The organism is Aquimonas sp., from assembly GCF_044377145.1.
Lineage (GTDB): Bacteria > Pseudomonadota > Gammaproteobacteria > Xanthomonadales > Xanthomonadaceae > Aquimonas.
In genome coordinates this window covers 17,380-34,976 of record NZ_JBILJQ010000019.1, presented here as the reverse complement: position 1 = coordinate 34,976, position 17,597 = coordinate 17,380, and the positions used below count along the sequence as shown (strand labels likewise).

14 protein-coding genes and 2 pseudogenes are annotated in these 17,597 nt (G+C 67.9%); 9 read left to right on the top strand and 7 right to left on the bottom strand.

What is annotated here, in order from left to right; all coding sequences use genetic code 11:
* Window positions 1-21: 21 nt before the first annotated feature.
* A complete protein-coding gene (locus tag ACIQ7H_RS08190; RefSeq protein ID WP_395790246.1) occupies window positions 22-675 on the bottom strand; it encodes a LysE family translocator in 654 nt (217 codons plus the stop codon).
* 300 nt (window positions 676-975) lie between these two features.
* On the opposite strand from ACIQ7H_RS08190, the gene ACIQ7H_RS08185 reads away from it, so the two are divergent.
* Window positions 976-1,950, top strand: a complete 975-nt coding sequence (locus ACIQ7H_RS08185; RefSeq protein WP_395790244.1) for a helix-turn-helix transcriptional regulator — start codon at window positions 976-978, stop codon at window positions 1,948-1,950.
* 260 nt (window positions 1,951-2,210) lie between these two features.
* Entirely contained in the window at window positions 2,211-2,504 is a 294-nt protein-coding gene (locus tag ACIQ7H_RS08180; protein ID WP_395790242.1) for a hypothetical protein, read from the top strand.
* A gap of 126 nt (window positions 2,505-2,630) precedes the next feature.
* Here the strand turns inward: ACIQ7H_RS08180 and ftrA are convergent.
* A pseudogene (gene ftrA / locus ACIQ7H_RS08175) lies at window positions 2,631-3,611 on the bottom strand (transcriptional regulator FtrA); the annotation flags it as partial.
* 267 nt (window positions 3,612-3,878) lie between these two features.
* On the opposite strand from ftrA, the gene ACIQ7H_RS08170 reads away from it, so the two are divergent.
* Together ACIQ7H_RS08170 and ACIQ7H_RS08165 are read left to right on the top strand one after the other, a co-directional pair.
* The gene (locus tag ACIQ7H_RS08170) at window positions 3,879-4,283 is read left to right on the top strand and encodes a rhodanese-like domain-containing protein (protein WP_395790240.1); all 405 of its coding nucleotides are present in this window, start codon (window positions 3,879-3,881) and stop codon (window positions 4,281-4,283) included.
* A 369-nt stretch (window positions 4,284-4,652) separates the two neighbouring features.
* Window positions 4,653-5,693 (top strand): hypothetical protein, encoded by a 1,041-nt coding sequence (locus ACIQ7H_RS08165; protein ID WP_395790238.1) that lies wholly within the window; start codon window positions 4,653-4,655, stop codon window positions 5,691-5,693.
* A 301-nt stretch (window positions 5,694-5,994) separates the two neighbouring features.
* Here ACIQ7H_RS08165 and ACIQ7H_RS08160 read toward each other — a convergent pair whose 3' ends face one another.
* The gene (locus ACIQ7H_RS08160; RefSeq protein WP_395790236.1) at window positions 5,995-8,451 is read right to left on the bottom strand and encodes a TonB-dependent receptor plug domain-containing protein; all 2,457 of its coding nucleotides are present in this window, start codon (window positions 8,449-8,451) and stop codon (window positions 5,995-5,997) included.
* 172 nt (window positions 8,452-8,623) lie between these two features.
* On the opposite strand from ACIQ7H_RS08160, the gene ACIQ7H_RS08155 reads away from it, so the two are divergent.
* The 3 genes from ACIQ7H_RS08155 to ACIQ7H_RS08145 are packed head-to-tail and all read left to right on the top strand — an operon-like array spanning window position 8,624 to window position 10,770.
* Window positions 8,624-9,955 carry an APC family permease gene (locus ACIQ7H_RS08155; RefSeq protein ID WP_395790234.1) on the top strand — a complete coding sequence of 444 codons (1,332 nt, stop codon included), beginning with the start codon at window positions 8,624-8,626 and terminating at the stop codon, window positions 9,953-9,955.
* Complete coding sequence (locus ACIQ7H_RS08150) at window positions 9,952-10,344, top strand: DUF3574 domain-containing protein (protein ID WP_395790232.1); 393 nt, start codon at window positions 9,952-9,954, stop codon at window positions 10,342-10,344. The genes ACIQ7H_RS08155 and ACIQ7H_RS08150 overlap by 4 nt, the downstream gene beginning before the upstream one ends.
* Before the next feature lie 39 nt (window positions 10,345-10,383).
* Window positions 10,384-10,770 (top strand): hypothetical protein, encoded by a 387-nt coding sequence (locus tag ACIQ7H_RS08145; protein ID WP_395790230.1) that lies wholly within the window; start codon window positions 10,384-10,386, stop codon window positions 10,768-10,770.
* Window positions 10,771-11,006: 236 nt separating this feature from the next.
* On the opposite strand, the gene ACIQ7H_RS08140 is transcribed toward ACIQ7H_RS08145, so the two are convergent.
* Entirely contained in the window at window positions 11,007-13,118 is a 2,112-nt protein-coding gene (locus ACIQ7H_RS08140; RefSeq protein ID WP_395790228.1) for a diguanylate cyclase domain-containing protein, read from the bottom strand.
* Between the two features lie 218 nt (window positions 13,119-13,336).
* Here ACIQ7H_RS08140 and ACIQ7H_RS08135 point away from each other — a divergent pair.
* A pseudogene (locus ACIQ7H_RS08135) lies at window positions 13,337-13,830 on the top strand (VOC family protein).
* Window positions 13,831-13,945: 115 nt separating this feature from the next.
* Here the strand turns inward: ACIQ7H_RS08135 and ACIQ7H_RS08130 are convergent.
* Entirely contained in the window at window positions 13,946-14,344 is a 399-nt protein-coding gene (locus ACIQ7H_RS08130; RefSeq protein WP_395790226.1) for a hypothetical protein, read from the bottom strand.
* 276 nt (window positions 14,345-14,620) lie between these two features.
* Here ACIQ7H_RS08130 and ACIQ7H_RS08125 point away from each other — a divergent pair, with 276 nt between their 5' ends.
* Entirely contained in the window at window positions 14,621-15,283 is a 663-nt protein-coding gene (locus ACIQ7H_RS08125; RefSeq protein WP_395790224.1) for a glutathione S-transferase family protein, read from the top strand.
* An 89-nt stretch (window positions 15,284-15,372) separates the two neighbouring features.
* Here the strand turns inward: ACIQ7H_RS08125 and ACIQ7H_RS08120 are convergent, their stop codons facing one another.
* Together ACIQ7H_RS08120 and ACIQ7H_RS08115 are read right to left on the bottom strand one after the other, a co-directional pair.
* A complete protein-coding gene (locus ACIQ7H_RS08120; RefSeq protein WP_395790222.1) occupies window positions 15,373-16,086 on the bottom strand; it encodes a DUF429 domain-containing protein in 714 nt (237 codons plus the stop codon).
* A gap of 46 nt (window positions 16,087-16,132) precedes the next feature.
* The gene (locus tag ACIQ7H_RS08115) at window positions 16,133-17,584 is read right to left on the bottom strand and encodes a PLP-dependent aminotransferase family protein (RefSeq protein ID WP_395790220.1); all 1,452 of its coding nucleotides are present in this window, start codon (window positions 17,582-17,584) and stop codon (window positions 16,133-16,135) included.
* Between the last annotated feature and the right edge of the window lie 13 nt (window positions 17,585-17,597).

Below are 17,597 nucleotides of genomic sequence, written 5' to 3'. Positions count from 1 at the left end.
GCCCGGGACGACGAGCTCCGCTTACAGCCCGCGCCAAGCGGCGTACGCACTGTACAGAGCCGTAGCAATCAGCAGCCCACCGACCGCTCGCAGCAGCACGGACTGCGCCGCGGGACGATCGCGCAGCCCATCGCGCAGACGGTCGGCGGCGAGCACAACGCCGCCGTAGACGATCACCTGCGCAGCCGCGGTGATCGCCACCAGCGCAGCCACCTGCAGCCCAATGCGACCGTCGTCGGGCTTCAGGAACTGCGGCAACACCGCCAGCGTGAACAGATAGGCCTTGGGATTCAGCAGACAGGTCAGCAGGCCCTGCCGGAACGCTCGAGTGTGCGATGGCGATGGCGACGAGGCTGTCGATGCCCCGTCCTGCGGAGCGGCGACGCTGACCTGCGTGCGGATCAGGCTCCAGCCGATCCAGCCGACGTAGGCAGCGCCGGCCAGCAGCATCACATTGAAGGCCATCGGCATCAGCTGCAGCAGCGTGGCGAAGCCCAGGGCACCGACCACCACATGGCAGACGCCACCGACCACGATGCCGCCCAATGCGGCGGCGCCATTGCGAAGTCCGCCGGACAGCGAACTGGCCATCACGAAGGCCATGTCCAGCCCCGGCAGCAGCACGATGCCGAACACCATTACCGCGTACAACCATAGATGCGCAGTCTGTTCCATGGGCTAGCGAGCTCCCGGGCGGCGCGCCGCCGTCGACGGCAATCGTCGCGCTTCGAAGTGGGCGCGCTGCGGGTGCGCGTAGAGCGTGGCGTGCTGACGCGTCGCAGCGTTTCGATCTGCCGTGCGCTGCATTTGCGCGGCGCGCGACGGCAGCCTGTTCAAACCGTGCCGACCGCCGATGGGTCTTGTATGTCGTGCTGCGTGCATTGCTGCCTCCCCTGCGGCCTCGTGGCCGGGTGCAGAGAGCCTGCACTTGAATCAGGTCACTATTCGCCCTGTTTCGATGGCAGCATGGCGCCCATGGAAAGTCCGACCACTCGCGTGCTGGCGGTGCTGGAGCTGCTGCAGACCCACGGCCGCCTCAGCGGCTCGGCGCTTGCCGCGCGTATCGGCGTCGACGTACGTACCCTGCGTCGCTACATCGCCGCGCTGGAAGAACTCGGCATCCCGGTGCTGACCGAGCGCGGGCGTTTCGGTGGCTATGCGCTGGCGGCGGGTTTCAGGCTGCCGCCGATGATGTTCGGCAACGACGAGGCGCTCGCCCTCTCGCTGGGCCTGCTCGCAGCACGCGCGCTGGGCCTGGCCGATGCCGCGCCCGCTATCGCCAGCGCCCAGGCCAAGCTTGAGCGGGTGATGCCGGCCAGCCTCAAGCGCCGCGTGCGCGCAATCGATGAGACGGTTGCGCTGGACCTGACCCACCCGCCGGCGAGCTCCGGCAAGTCCGAAGCCTTGCTGCGTCTGAGCGAGGCCGCGCTGTCGCGCCAGCGGCTGCGCATGCGCTATCGCAGCGAGCAGCAGGCCGACAGCGAACGCGACTTCGACGTCTACGGGATCGCCTTCCGCGACGGCCGTTGGTATGCGGTCGGGCACTGCCACCTGCGCCAAGGCGTGCGCTCGTTCCGGGTCGACCGCATCACCGATCTGCAGGCCCTGCCGCAGAGCTTCGGCCGACCGGACGGCTTCGATGCCCTCGCCCACCTGACCCGATCACTAGCCACCCTGCCGCGGGCGCACGTCATCGATGTGCAGCTACTGACCGATATCGACGCCGCCCGAGCCGCGCTGTTCGACACGATCGGCGTCCTCGAGCAGCACGAAGGCCACACCCTGCTGCGCGTGCATACCGACAATCTCGATTGGTTCGCGCGTGAACTGTCGCGGCTGCCGTTCGACTTCCGCATCATCGATCCGCCGGCCCTGCGTGATGCCTTGCGCCGGCATGTGGAGCGCTTGAGCCGTTTGGCGACAGCACCCGTCCTTACGTCTGACGGCTGATCGCCGGAGTGGGATTGCTGCAGTTCGGCGCGGTGCTGGCGGGCATGCCACCGCGGCCGGCGGCATAGCGATTGCTGAGGCCCAACGGGGCGATCGTTGCGGCAAACACCGGGACCCGTCAGGTGGGCGCACTGCGAATCTCGGAGGGAACCGCTCTCTGCCCAGGCGCTTGGCTTGGCCACACCGTGGGCCGTCGCCAGCTTCGGCTTTCGCCCGACCGGGGGCGCGATCCTATTCATTGCATCGTCGGTGGTGGCCACGTGCTGCGCCTGAGCCAGACCGAGAACATCGTCTTCCGCGCCTGCAGCTTCGAGCGGATCGAACGCTTCTGTCGATCCCACGGCAGCTTCGACAACCATCTTGAGTTCACCGGCAGCGGGCCGGATGGCCGGGCTGCAGATCCGCCTGCGCGGTCCACACTCCGCCAGCTCCAGGCCATGCTCCCATTCGGCCGGCGAATCCTCGAAAAGCGGTCCTCGCGCAGTCGACCCTCGCCGCCCCCCAATGCCCGACAGGCTGCCAGGCTGCGGCTTGCACTGGGAACGCTGCGCTGACACGCCTTCAGCGCGTTCGGCGTTCGCGCAGATCTCCGGCGGTTCTAGCGGCCGCGCGCGATCGGCATCCATCGTCAGCTGGAGGCCGCTTCGAACCGGGCACACCGGCAAGGCCGCCCACCATCGCTAGTCAGCCAACGGAGAACTGAAACTCCGCCGATATGCCGCCGGGCTTCTGCCAAGCCGCAGCCGGAAGTGGTGACGAAGCGTGGTCGCGGTGCCGAAGCCGCATTGCTCTGCAATCCGATCGATCGGCAACCGCGTCGACTCCAGCAGTTCGCGCGCGTGCTGCACGCGGATGCCGGTGAGCCAGTCATGTGGGGAAGTGCCGGTCGCGGCCTTGAAGTGCCGCAGAAAGTTGCGCTCACTCATGCTGAGCTGTGCCGCGAGCGCAGAGACCGGATGGGCCTGATCCAGACGACGGCGCATCCGATCCAGCAGCGGTGAGAGCCGGTCGCGGCCGGGTGGTGGAAGGGGCTGCTGGACGAACTGGGCCTGTCCACCCTCGCGGTGCGGCGGCACCACCAGGCGACGGGCGACGTTGTTGGCCATGCGGCTGCCGAAATCACGGCGGACCAGGTGCAGCATCAGGTCGAGCCCAGCGGCGCTGCCTGCAGACGTCAGGACTTGGCCGGCGTCTACATAAAGCACGTCCGGATCGACCTCGACACTCGGAAAGCGACGGCCCAGAGCCTCGGCATAGCGCCAGTGGGTGGTGGCGCGCTGGCCATCGAGCAAACCGGTCGCGGCCAGAACGAACGCGCCTGAGCAGATCGAGAGCAGACGCGCGCCTTTGCGGTGCGCACTGCGCAGGGCGGCGATCAAGGCGTCCGGCACGGCGACATCGATGCCGGCCCAGCCCGGGATGATGACCGTGGCGGCACTGCGCAGCTGGCGCAAGCCGCCATCCGGATCCACGCGGCCGCCGAACTGGGCCCGCACCGGTTCGCCATCGAGCGAGACCGTACGAAAGCTGTACCAGTCCGGCCCGGCCTCCGGACGATGCAGACCGAACACTTCGGCAGCGCAGGCGAACTCGAACATGCACAGGCCGTCGTACACGAGCACGGCGACCCTGCGCCTGTCTGCAGCCGATGTGCGCCGAGTGACCGCACTGGAAGCAGCAGGGGCTGCATCGACCTGGGCGGGCGCCGATCGAAGCGCTGCGGACGGGGCCCTGAGCAAGTGCTTCGGCACAGCTCCGCCGGGCGCTGATCGGCGCGCCGCCAGAGGCGAGGAAGCAGCCCGGCTTGCACTTGGCGGTTTTTGATTGCTTGTCGGCATTCCCGCCACTCTACGCCGCACCATACGCCGCCCACAATTCGCTCCGCCCCGTGTCGGGGTGACTACCCACGCGCCCACCGGAGTTCGCCCATGAGCAATGCTGTCACCGCCACTCCCGCCGCCTCCGCTGACGAGGCCCTCGCCCACTTCCAGCGCCAGTTCGCGTTCGAGACCGATTGCTGGGACACCCATGAAGCACTTCGCAGCGGCAGCCCGGGCTTCGTGCTGCTGGATGTGCGTGGAGCGGAAGCCTTCGCGAACGGGCATGTGCCGGGCGCGCTCCACCTGCCGCACGGCAAGATCATCGAGTCCCGACTGGCCCAGTGGCCTCGCGAAACACTGTTCGTGACCTACTGCGCCGGGCCGCACTGCAACGGCGCGGCGCGTGGCGCGCTGCGGCTTGCCCGCTTGGGCCGCCCGGTCAAAATCATGGCCGGCGGCATCACCGGCTGGATCGATGAAGGCTTCGCGCTCGAACGCGACGAGCGCAAGTAAACATCGACCTTCGCAAGGCTCGGGCCCCAAAACCGTCCCGCGCTGTCGAATGGGATTCGGGCCTCGAAGCGAGCGCAAGTGAAGGCCGCCCAGGGCAAGCGTCGCGGGCGCGGAATGCGGGTGCAGGGCGAAATCCGGTGTGGCGGCGGCGCCAAGTGTTCGGGTCGCGCTGCTGGAAGGTGCGGGACGGTGCTGCGAAAGGCCGCTGACCCAGCGCCTGGCGATTGCCCAGACGTAGAGCGGACATACCGAGAATGCATGCCCTCGCCCACTCGCCGATGTGGCTATGCGAACTCGGATCGCGGGCTTTACCATCGCCGCCTTGGCCTCGCATCGTCGCCACCTTCCCTTCCGCACCGCTGAGGCCGCATGAGCCAGACCGTCCATCTCTGGGAACACCCGGAACCCAAAACCCTGCAGTCAGCGGACCGCCTGCACGAATGGCTGAGCGACCGGCCGGCCGCCCCAAACCCCAAGTGGGCTCACCTTCGAGCAGCGGTCGAACAGCGCATGGTGGAACTCGACGCAGCGGTGGAGTGGGCGGAAGGCCCGATCGATCCGGACCACCGCGAGCGCAGCTACGGCCTCGCGCTCAGCGGCGACGACGTGTTCGATCAGACGGTGATCCACTGCGCCATATCGCTCGGGCTCAGTGTCTACAGCGATGAAGCGGCCTGTCTGTGTCTACCGTTCGGCTACAGGCTCACTTTCGAGGGCCTCCAGCGCATCGATTGGGGCGATGGCAGCCTCAGTTTGCCGAAGCTGGGGCCTGCAGACCGCGAGCATGTGATGGAACGCTGCGAAGCTGCCTGGCGCCCGCGCTTTGAAGCCTTGGGCTTCGAGTTCTCGCGCGGAGAGCTGTGGCGAAACGAGCTGCCTCTGTGCGCAAGCAGACGCGTGGAGACCGGCGTGCAGACCATCGAGATCAGCTTCTCCGACTACCTCGACAAGCTGTCGTTTCACGTGCTCGCCATGATCGTGCCCGATCTGCCGACGAACCTTGCAGAAGCCGCGGGTGGCAAGCAGATCCAGGTGCGCGGCCGCGAGCTCCACGGCATGGCCGCCTTCATGCTGCACAACGGCTATGAGCCGCTGACCATCGGCGGCAGCCTGCGTCGGCAGGACTATGTCGATCGACTGATCGACGCGCTGTTCGAATACCTCGACGACGAGATCCTGCCGACGCTCGATGCCTGCAGCACGGCCGCAGGCACGATCGAGGTGGCGCTGGAGCAGAACAAGACCCCCGCATTTCTTCGGCCCAGCGGCCTGACCTATGCGCTCGCCGCCATGCAGGGCAAGCCGGTGCTTGAGCAGGTGCACCAGCACTACACCCGCCACGCTGCAGATTGGGAACGCGGCCCGGTCGCTTACGCAGCGCTGTCGGCGTTGATTGACGCCCAGTCGTAACGCTCGCGCTCCAGGGCTCGATGGCGGTAAGCCCCCGACCGGGCCACCCACGTCGGGGGACATTGAGCGCGCCCGGCAGCGCGATGCGCTTGCTCCGACAAGCGGTGGCCAGCGCGAACAGGGCGGCTCGACCTGCACAAACTATCCGAGCAGCGCGAGTGGGGGACACTCGGCTGCCCAGGACGCCTGCACTCGATTCGGACCCGGGATCGAGAACGTGTTCGCAGGGTCTGCAGCGGTTGATCCAGGGCCACGCAGAGCGCTTGAACGGTTCACAGGCCGGCGCTGCGCCACCACGTGCTCAGAAGCGGTACTCGATGCCCGCCTGGTAGTACGCCCCGTTCATGCCGATCCCCGACAGGACGTCATAGGGAAAGTTGCCGAAGTAGTTGATGTCGACGCTGCTCCGGTCGGGATAGCGATCGGTGAGGTTGTACGCGCCCGCCGACAGCTCCAGGGCCGTGCCGAGGCGATAGCGCAGCTCGGCATCAAGCTGCCACACCGCCGCGTAGGTCTGTTCGGGCTCGAAGCCGCCGCCGAAGTTGAAGACGCGGGTAGTACTGCCATGGCGAATGCCACGCAGCAGCGCACCTGCGCGCTCACCCTGCCAATTGGCGCTGAGGACGGCGCGCTGGCGCGGCGCAGCGCCGATCAGGGTGTTGCGCTCTTCAACGCCCAGCAGCAGGTCATCGCCGCCCAGCGCAACGATCTGTGTCGGTGTAGCGTCGATCGCGCGGATGCGGTTCCGCGCGTAGCTGTAGGCGGCGCTGAAATCCACCGTGCCACCGGCCCATCCCAGACGGTAGGTGCTGACCAGCTCGGCGCCATCTGCGCGGGTATCGACCGCATTGGTGAAGAAGTTGACCGAGCTGATGTCGGCAACACCGAATCTCTGCTGGATGAAGGCCGCCAGCGGCGCCCCTCCGATCCGCTCCGACAGCGTGATGCGGTCGTCCACGTCGATCCTGAAGGTGTCGAGCGTGAGACCGAAACCGCCGAGCTGGAGCGCGAAGCCCACGCTGAGATTGGTCGAGGTTTCGGCATCGAGCGGCTGCACGCCGAGCGCAGCTGCGATCGGATCGTCCGCGCGCAGCAGGCGCACCCGGGTCAGCTGCCCACCGTCGCCGAAGCTGGTGGTGGTGTAGCTGAAGCCCTGTTGTGAGAGCGATGGCGCACGGTAGTTGCTCGACGCCGATCCCCGCAGTGCAAACGCATCGCTGAGCGCCCATCGCGCCGCCAGCTTGCCGGTGGCTTCGCTGCCGAAGTCGCTGTAGTCCTCGAAGCGGCCGGCGGCGCTGACGAACACGTCTTCAGCCACATCGCTCGACAGCTCGGCCCAGACGCCGTTGACGCGACGGTCGATGTCGACCGCGTCGCGCGGGCTCAAGCCCGGACCTGCCTGCGCGCCCGGCGAACGCCCGCTCAGCGTGCCTGCCGCCGTGCTGGCGGCGTCTCCCGCGCGGGTGCGGAAGTTTTCCCGGCGGTGCTCCAGACCGAGCGCCAGCGTGCTCGCACTGCCGAAGTCGTAGCTGCCGTCCAGGTTCAGGCTGGTCTGAGCGAAGCGATACTGGCCGAGGTCGAAGGACGTCGGGCTGGCTGAACCCAGCGACGCGTTCAACGAGTTGCGCAGGCCGTACTCGAAGCGGTTGAAGCCGTGGCCGAGGCTGCCCTCCAGGCGCCAGCCACCCAGGCTTCCGCGCAGCCCTGCGACCGCACCGAGATCCACGCTGTCGCCGAGCGTTTCGGGGCGAAAGCCATTGGGATAGACCTCACGCAGGTTGGCGCTGCTGTCGGGATAGCGGAAGAAGGCGGCGCCAACAGACTCGCGCTGGCTGTAGGTGGCGAAGGCAAACGCCTCCAGCTCACCGGCCGGCAGACTGCCGTTCAACCACAGCTGGCGATCGCGCGAATCGGGATCGCCGGGCTTGTAGTTGCGCCGGCCGGCAAACGCCAGATTGGCAGGGGTCTGTTCTTCGAAGAATGGGATCTGATCCGGACCGGCGCGGTTGACCGCATTGCGGTCCTTGTACTCGACACCGAGCCGCAGGCTGCCCTCGGCACCGAGCGTGAGGCCGCTATCCGCAGCGGCGCGCAGGGTCTGGCCGTCGGTGAGGGTTTGGCCGGTGGTCTCGAAGTCGGTGCGGTGCGCGCCATAGCTCAGCGCAAGACTGCCGCCGGCGCTGCCACCCTTGAGGATCACGTTCACGACGCCGGCAATGGCGTCCGAGCCGTACTGGGCGCCGGCGCCGTCGCGCAGCACTTCGATGCGCTCGATCGCCGAAAGCGGGATCGCGTTGAAGTCCACGGGCGTGGTGCCGCGGCCGATCTTGGATTCGAGATTGACGACCGCCGAGGTGTGGCGGCGCTTGCCGTTGATCAGCACCAGCACCTGGTCCGGGCTCAGGCCGCGCAGCTGTGCAGCACGCACGTGGTCGGCGCCGCCGGAGTTGGATTGCCGGGGAAAATTGAGCGAGGGCAGCAGCGTGGCCAAGGCCTGACCGAGCTCGCCGCCCAACACGTTGGCTCGGCGCAGATCGTCCTGAGTGAACACGTCGACCGCGACCGGCGTGTTGGCCTCGGTGCGCGCCGAGCCGCGGGTGCCGGTCACGACGATAGTGTCGAGTTCGGCGGCGCCGTCCTGCGGCGCGGTTGCCGCAGGTGCGGCTGCGCTCGCGACATGGCAGGTCAACGCAAGCAGCAGGGCCTGGGCCAGGCGGGATCGTGACAGGAACGGTGGCGCTGAAGACTGAAGCGGCATGGTGCGAAACCTTGGGGAAGGGCCGATCAACATCGCCCCCGCAACAGCCGATGTCAATCCATCGCGATGAAGAGATATACAACTCTTGCGCCCACCATGCGACGGCGCGTCGCAAGCCCAAGTGGATCGGCCCGCTAAGCTGCCGGATCCATCCGTTCACCGAGCCAACGCCATGCCTTCGAGCCCCACCGATAGCCGCCCTCGTCTGCACGTGGGCCATGCAGTCGCAGTGTGCGTGGGCATGGTCATCGGTGCGGGAATCTTCCGGACTTCGCCCGAGGTCGCCGCTGCGCTCAACTCCGAAGCCGCCTTGCTGACCGCGTGGCTGCTCGGCGGAGCGCTGTCGGTGATCGGCGGCCTGTGCTTCGCGGAGCTGTCCGCGGCCTATCCCGATGAAGGTGGCGACTACAGCTTTCTACGCCGCGCCTACGGCCCGGGCACGGGCTTTCTGTTCGCCTGGTCGCGCTTCACCGTCATCCACAGCGGCTCCGTGGCCCTGCTCGCCTTCGTGTTTGGCGACTACCTCAACCAGCTGCTGCCGCTTGGCGCGGGGGGCAGCGCGGCGTTCGGCGCGGGCCTGATCGTGCTGCTGGTGGTGCTCAATCTGCAGGGCGTCCGGGTGGGGGTCGGAACCCAGCTCGGGCTGATGCTGCTGGTGGCGGCCGGGCTGCTCGCCGTGGGTTCGGCCGGCGTGGTGCAGCAGGTGCAGGGCGTAGCGCCGCTTGATCCTGTGTCGCCCGCTGGCGCGCTCGGCTTCGCCGCGTTCGGGCAAGCGATGATCTTCGTGTTGCTCGCCTATGGCGGCTGGAGTGATGCCGCCACGCTGTCGGCGGAAATGGGCAACCCCAAACGGGACATGCCGCGTGCCTTGGGCATCGGGCTCAGCCTGGTGCTTGGCCTCTACCTGCTGGTCAACTGGGCCTATCTGCGCGGGCTGGGCCTGGGTGGGCTGGCAGCAAGCGAGGCACCGGCCGCAGATCTGATGCGGCTCGCCTTCGGCCGCACTGGCGAAGTTCTGATCGTCGCCGTGGTGGCGGTGACCGCAATCACAGTGATGAACGCGATCCTGATCGCGGGTGCCCGCACCACCTATGCCGCGGCACGCGATCTCGGCTTCGCCCGGCTCGGCACCTGGGACGCCTCGCGCGGAGTGCCGCGCGGGGCACTGTTCGGTCTGGCCGGAATCTCGCTGGCCCTGGTCGGGCTTGGTCTGTTCACGCGCGGCGGCTTCTCCACCCTCGTCGACTATCTCTCGCCGGTGTACTGGGGCTTTCTGATGCTGAGCGGCGTCGCGGTGATCCTGCTCCGGCGCCGCGACCCGGAACGCCTGCGTGCGTTCCGGGTGCCGCTGTATCCGCTGCTGCCACTGCTGTTCTCGGCCAGCTGCGCCTACCTGCTGTACTCGAGCCTGGTCTACGTGCGCCAGGGCGCACTGGTGGCGGTGGCGGTGCTTTCGCTGGGTGCACTGCTGTGGGTTCCGCTGCGTCGGCGCGCGCAGCCATGAGCCGCGCCCGACCAGTCGCTGCGGCGCTGTCCGTCTGCCTCGTGCTGAGCGCCTGCGCTGGCAGCCTGCAGCGCTCGTGGGTGCGAACCGAACTCTACTTCGGGCTGGGCACCGGCGCCGATGAAAATGCGACAGCCTTCGAACGCTATCTGGACGACGCCGTCGGCATCGCCTTCCCGGCAGGGTTCACCTGGTTTGACGCGCAGGGCCAGTGGCAGCCCGCAGACGGTGGGCGCCCGAAGCGGCTGCACTCGCGCGTGCTGGTCATCCTGCATCCGGCGCAGCGCAGCTCGGACGCGCGGATTGAAGCGCTGCGCGCAGAGTGGAAGCGGCGCAGCGGGCATGAATCCGTTCTGCGAGTCGACATTCCGGCGCGGGTTGAGTTCTAGCGCCACGGCGCCGCATGCCGCCCGCCGCGCTATGGGCCTGTGCAAGCAAAGCGCTTCCGCATCGACTCCGGTGACAGAGGCTACGTTGACCGCGCGCTGCTGGAAGTCGACTTCCTTCTTGTCGTAGTTGAGCCGCAGGCCGGGCAGCAGGTGCAGGCGCTCGGGTATCGCCCAATCCAGTTGGCTGAACACGGCGGTGGTGAAGGTGTCGAGCTGCGACGTGATCTCGCTGCGCGGTCCGGCGAAGTAGTTATCGACCACCGACCCACCCGGCCCCACCGCGATATTGGGGCTGCCATTCGGCCCCGGCGATGGGTTCCAGACAAAGCGGAAGTCGTCGGCACCGACTTCCTCGGTGTGGACGGGATCGGTTTCGAGCTTCTGGACAAACCCGTAGAGGCCGAATACGGCGCTGAGCCTGGATGACAGGTCGCCCGCCCAGCGGATCTCCTGGGTGAACTGTTCGTGCTTGGACGGCGCGTGCGACAAGGTGCCCACGCGCAGCGCGGTGTAGTCGCGGTCGTTCGACGGGTCCCAGTTCCAGAAGCGCCAGGCCGTGGTCGAGGTCAGCGTGCCCGACCAGATCTTGCTGTCGATGTTCAACAAGGCGCCACCGATTTCGTTGCCGGAGCGCCCGGAATCGCCGCAGCGACCCGACTCGATCAGAGGGCTTCGCGGGCCCGCGCTGCGCCGCTCGCCAGCGTGTCGGCGAAACCCTGCAGTGCGCGATCTCGGCCCTGTTGCTTTGCACGCAGCAGGGCAAGATCGGCGATGTGCAGCAGTGCGTCGATATCCGAGCCGGGAACCGGACCGGCGACCCAGCCGACCGAAACGGTGATGCGCACACTGCCATCGGCTGAGGCGAACGATCCCGCACGCGTGGCGGCCAGCCCGCGGTCGATAAGCGCGGCAGCGGACGCCTGATCGCCGTGCAGCACGAGCAGAAACTCCTCGCCGCCCCAGCGGACCAGCGCATCGCCGGGAGCCAGCACGCCGTTCCAGGCGTGGGTGAGTGCGACCAGTACCGCATCGCCGGCATCGTGGCCGAGACGGTCATTGATCGACTTGAAGTGATCGGCATCCAGCAGCGCGAGCGCGAACGGTGTTGCTGTCGCCATGCAGTCGCGCAACTGCGGCACCAGCTGCTGATGGAAATAGCGGCGATTGAACGCGCGGGTCAGTGCATCGGTATCCGCGGCGACGGCCAGCTCGCGGTTGACCCGTTCGATCTCGGCGCTGTGCGCGCGCAGCTGCTGTTCCGCGCGGCGACGGAAACGGATCCGGCTGGTTTGCAGCACCGCGAGCACGGCCGCGAGCACCAGCAGGCCGAGCAACAGGCCGCGGATCAATCGCTGCTGGCCGGCTTCGCGCTCCAGCGCCTCGATACGCTGCGCACGCGCGGCGAGTTCAAGCTCGCGTTCGCGCGCCTGGCGCTCGCCTTCCATGCGCGCAATCCCGCGCCGCAGTTCGTCGTCGCGGATCTTCTGGTTGAGCTCGAAGGCTTCGCGGAGCAGGGCCACCGCTGCGACCGCATCGCCGGCGGCTTCGGCGTAACCCGCCTGCGTGACCAGCCGCTCGCGAATCAAGGTCTGGCGACCCTGGGTGCGGGCGAATTCGAGCGCGAGCCGCCCGAACTCGAGCGCCTCCTGCGGGCGCTGCTGCACCGCGCGCACCGCCGCAAGCACCGCATTGGTCTGTGATCCTGGCGAGGGCGCCGGCTGTTCGCGCGCGGCGGCAAGGCTGGCCAGCGCTTCGGCTTCGGCAGTCGGGTGATCGCCGCGAGCGAGCGCAAGCGTTGCCAGCCCGACACGGGCCATGACCTCAGCGGAGGCATCGGTGGTCGAGAGTGCCATCTTCAGCGCCTGCTGCAGCGAAGCGCTGGCCTCATTCAGTTGGCCCAGCCGCAGCTGCGACATCGCCAGGTTCGACAGCGCAGGACCCTGGCCGGTCGGGTCGCCGACCAAACGATAGGACTCGGCCGCACGCGCGAAGTACTCGATCGAACGCGCGATTTCGTCCTGCTGCACGAGCAACAGGCCGGCCGAGTTGGCGGCGACCGCAATCCCGCGCAGATTGCCCTCCGCTTCGCTCAGGGCCAGCACCTCGTCGTTCAGCGCCAGCGAGCGATCGAGATCACCGCGATCGCGCGCGATCAGTGACAGATAGGACAGGTTCTTGAGCACCTCGCCCGGCCGCTGCAGAGCCCGGTTGATCGCGAGCGCGCGCTCGAACATCGCCTGCGAGCGGTCGGTCTGCGCCTGCCGCCACAGCATCGCGGCGTGGCTGTTCAACACGATGGCGAGCAGCCCGGTGTCGCCGGCCCGCTCGGCGAGTGCGGCGGCCTCGGTGAAGGCATCTTCCGCCTCGGCGATGCGGTGGTGATCGCGCAGCCAGCGTGCGCGCAGCACGCCGATCCGCGCCCGCGCCACCGCGCCGCGATCGGCGCCCGCCTCAAGCTGATCCAGCACAAGCGCCGCCTCGTCGAGACGGCGCGCCTTCAGCTGGCCATCGGCGATCAACAGCTGTGCATCGACCAGCAAGCTGGCATCGCCTAGCGCCCGTGCCGCCGCTTCGGCTTCGCCGGCACGGGCGATACTCGCGGCCAGGTCGCGATTCGACAGCGATTCCGCTTCGGCAAGCGCCTCGCGGATCGCCCCGGCCGCTGGCGCAACATCGGCTGCTGCAGCGATCGCGGTCAGCGCGCACAGCACTGCCGCCAGGGCCCAGCGCAACGGTGTCGGCATGACAGGACAGGTCGCGAATGGGATCGGCATGAAGGCGTATCGGAGGGCTGGAAGATCAGCGTAGCAGCCCGGGATCGTCACGCGCGGACGGCGTCTCGTCACTCTCCGCCGCCATGTCGATCTCTCGCGGGCATGTTCGACAACGGGCTGGTGGCTGCACGTCAGTCGCCCTGGAATCAACACACCGCGACCGGCAGCACTGCCCCGGTTCGATACGCTCACCCTCACTCAGATTCAGGAGCCCGCACATGCACGCCAAGAACACCATCTGCCTCTGGTACAACGGCAGCCCGCTGGACGCCGCCAACTTCTATGCCGCGACCTTTCCGGACAGCGAGGTCAAGGCCATGCATCGCGCGCCCGGCGACTTCCCTTCGGGCAAGCAGGTTCAGGCAAGCAGGGCGACGTGCTGACCGTGGAGTTCAGCGTGCTGGGCATTCCTTGCCTCGGCTTGAACGGCGGACCGGCCTTTCAGCACAGCGAAGCGTTCTCGTTCCAGGTCGCCACCGAGGACCAGGCCGAGACCGATCGTTACTGGAACGCGATCGTCGACAACGGCGGCCAGGAATCCGCCTGCGGCTGGTGCAAGGACCGTTGGGGCCTGAACTGGCAGATCACTCCGCGGGTGCTGGCCGAGGCGATCGGCGACCCCGACCGTGTCGCCGCCAAACGTGCCTTCGAAGCGATGATGAGCATGCGCAAGATCGACGTCGCAGCGATCGAGGCCGCACGACGCGGTTGAAGCGTTCGGGAGTATCAGGCCGCTCGTCGGCGACGCCACGGCGGCCAAACGCCGGACTGTCCTTGTGCGGCGGAACAAACGACTGTGCAGGCGCGGACAGGCGACGTTTGTAGGTTCAGGGACTACGCGTGGGTGGAGTGGCGCCTTCCTCAGCTGCCGTACGCGTGGCGTTCCAGTTGAACAGGAAATCGCGGTGCTCGGCCCAGGTCTGACCGACCGCCTCGGCCCCGATCAGGCACACCGCACTGTGGTAGGGCCCTGCCCCATCGCTGGTGCGGAAGCTCGCGCACAAACGACCGCGGTCGAGCTTCCAACGCCCCGCCCCGATCGTGCTGTTGTAGAAGCTGCCTTCGACCGTGCCGTCCTCCTTCAGGCTGAGCTGCATCGGCTGGGTGTAGACCTGCCCTGGCTCGCTCGCGAGGTCGACCGTCCAGTCGCCGTTCAAACCCTCATCAGCCCAAGCGGGCTGCAGCGCCCCCAGCAGACACAAGACAAGCACGCGCGATCGCAACATGGGGCAGCACTCCGTGGTCGGTGGCCGATACTGGCATGCGCTGTAGGCGTGTGCGAAACGGCGAAGCAACGGCGACGCATGCAGGACGTCAGCGCGCGTCTGCGGCCCGGCTGAGCTCGTCTCCATGGCAGTTTGATCGTGCACCGCGCGTCGGCGTGTAGAACGCAGCCCGCTCGGCTGCGTCCTGCTTTCTCTACCCGTATCGTCCGCGACAGCCCCGTGCGTCGAATCGCGCCGCCGCCGTTCGACTTACAGATACTCGCAACCGGAGCCACCATGCCAACCGCCCTGCCGCGCCTGTACGCACACCCGTTCTCTTCCTACAGCCAGAAGGCGCTGATTGCGCTGTACGAGAACCAGACCGCATTCGACTTCCGTCATCTGGAGGACGCGCAGGCCAAGGCCGAGTTCGATGCGCTGTGGCCAATCGGTCGGTTTCCGATTCTGGTTGACGGCGACCGGGTGGTGATGGAGGCGACCTGCGTCATCGAATACCTGCAGCTCCACTACCCCGGGCCGATCCAGCTGATTCCCGAGGACGACGATGCAGCGCTTGAGGTGCGAATGCTCGATCGCCTGTTCGACAACTACATCTCCACCCCACAGCAGAGGGTCGTGTTCGACCACCTCCGCAATGACGTCGACCGCGATCCGCACGGTGTCGCCCAGGCTCGCGCGATGCTGGAGGCCGCCTATGCCTGGCTGGATCGACGGATGCGCGATCGCGAATGGGCTTCAGGCGAACAGTTCACTCTGGCCGACTGCGCCGCCGCGCCCTTCCTGTTCTACGCCGACTGGACGCACGCCATCGATCCGCGCTTCGCCCACCTGCGTGCCTACCGCGAACGTCTGCTGGCGCGGCCCTCGTTCAAGCGCGCGGTGGACGAAGCGCGGCCCTACCGCGGCTATTTCCCGCTGGGGGCGCCGGATCGGGATTGATCGGGCCGCTGCGCACTCGCTGACGCTGTCGGCAGCGCTGGCAGCGGCAACAACATCAGCGCGAGGTGCCCCGAGCCAATCGTTCGTGCTCAGTACCAGATTGCCATTTGCAAGCCAGCGCTGTCCTCCGCCGGCGGCGATGGCAGCGAGCCGGCGCGGCCGGCAAGGATGCGCTCTGCGGTCCACAGCGCAGCGAGTGCATCGACTATGTCGTCGCGCGCTGCACTGCGGCGCGGCACCGCCGCAAGCAAAGCCTGCACTGGAGACTCGCCGAAGTGCTCGCTGAGCAACCTCAGACGGACTGCGTGGCCTTCGTCGCTGTGCTTGGGCGCGACCAAGCCGACATCAGCGTTCATCGCGGCGAACGAAACCTCGGGATGGATTTCGCGCACGCGGTTGCGCGCATTGGCGTCGGCGCGCAGCAGCGTGTCCCACTCGCGGATCTTTGCAAGGATGCCGAAGGCCTGCGCGCCAAATCCGCGGCCATCGATCTGACGATGGCGCGCCGACGCCTCGGGCTGGCTCTGCGCATCCAGAATGCCGCGCACCGGTGCCGAGAACACGCTGCTCGCACGCCTGCCGCCAACGAACTTGCGCGCCAGCGAATCGGGTGCGCGTGAGCCCGTATCCGACAGACCGATCGGCACATCCACTGCGATGCAGGAGGCATCCGCGTGCATCGCGACAAGGTGCTCCGCGCGCGCATAGAGATCGAAGCCGAAGCCGTTGGCAGATCGCCACACCGCGAACCAGCCGGACTTGGCGCCGTCAACGCCGATGCAGGGGACTGTAGTCGCTGACATTGAAGTCCTATCGAGTGTGAGTTCTTCGAACACCCTACCCTGCCGCTCAGGCAATCAGCAGCCGCGCACCCTCACGCCGGCGTGGTGATTCCGCGGCGAGGTTGCGCCATGCCTGTGCCAGCCGCTCGACCGCCTGTGACAGTTCTGCCTCGGGCTTCGCATACGGAATCCGCAGCCATGCGTCCGAGCCGCCTTCCACGCTGAACACCGGGCCCGGGGCCACCTGCACACCCACGCGCTCGGCGTCGGCGGCGAGACGCGTCGCACTGCCCTGCGGCAGTTGTACCCACAGGCACAGGCCGCCCTCGGGTACGCGCCAGCGCCAGTCCGGCAGGTGCTCGCGCAGCGCCTGCACCAGCACATCGCGGCGCTGTCGCAGTTGCTCGCGTCGAAGCTGCAGGATCTTCGGTCCTTGCAGCAGTTCGGCGACTACCAATTGGTCAAACAGCGAACTGCCGAGATCGCTCTGCACGCGTGCACGGATCAGGCGCGGGACGAGCTCGTGCGGGGCACGCAGCCAGCCCACGCGCAGGCCGCCCCAGTACATCTTGGAGACGCTGCCCACGGTGATGGCATCGTTCGCTAAGTGGGCAAACGGTGCGGGCATCGGTGCGTCGGACAGCTGGATCGGCTGCACGGTCTCATCCACGATCGCCACGGTGCGCGCGTTGCTCAGCGCGCGTGCGTAGTCGGCGCGCATCGCCTCGTTCATCAGAAAGCCGGTGGGGTTCTGGAAGTCGGGAATCAGGTAGGCCAGGCGCGGGGCGGTCTGCCGCAGCGTGGCGTCGATGGCGTCGATGTCCCAGCCATCAACACCCAGCGCGTCGCCCAAGGGCGCGCTGACCAGCCGTCCGCCGCCCAGCCGCAGCGCTTCGATCGCGTTCGAATACACCGGCGATTCCACCGCGATGCGGTCGCCCGGACGCGACAGCGCCCGCACCACGATGCCAATCGCCGCCAGCGCGCCGGAGGTGATCACGATCTGCTCGGCGCGGGTTGGCAGGCCGCGGCGCGCGTACGAGTCAGCGATGAGTGCGCGCAGTACCGGCAGCCCCGAGGGCAGATAGCCATCGCTGGACAGGTAGGCCGGCAGCGCGGCCAGCGCGCGCTCATAGGCGGCGGCGACGCCGGGCGTCGCAGCACCGGCGGCGCAGCTGAGATCGATCGTCCCTTCCGCCGGCTGTCCGCTGCCCACCGAATGCAGGACGTGGTCGTGCGCGCGGCGGCGCTCCAACGGTACTGCGGCGAAGGTGCCGGAGCCTTGCCGCGCGGTGGCGAATCCGGCGCTGACCAGATCCGCGTAGGCGCGGGTGACCGTATTGCGCGAAACACCCAGCACCGGCGCCACCGCACGCTCACTGGGCAGGCGACAACCGAGCGGAATGCGGCCGTCGCCGATGCGCTCCTGCAGCGCAAGACAGAGGCCGCGGTAGGCCGGTGAGCGGGGAAAGGCGCCGACAAGGGCGGCCAGACGGTCGGGGCTCAGGGATCGATGCATCGGGCCACTATCG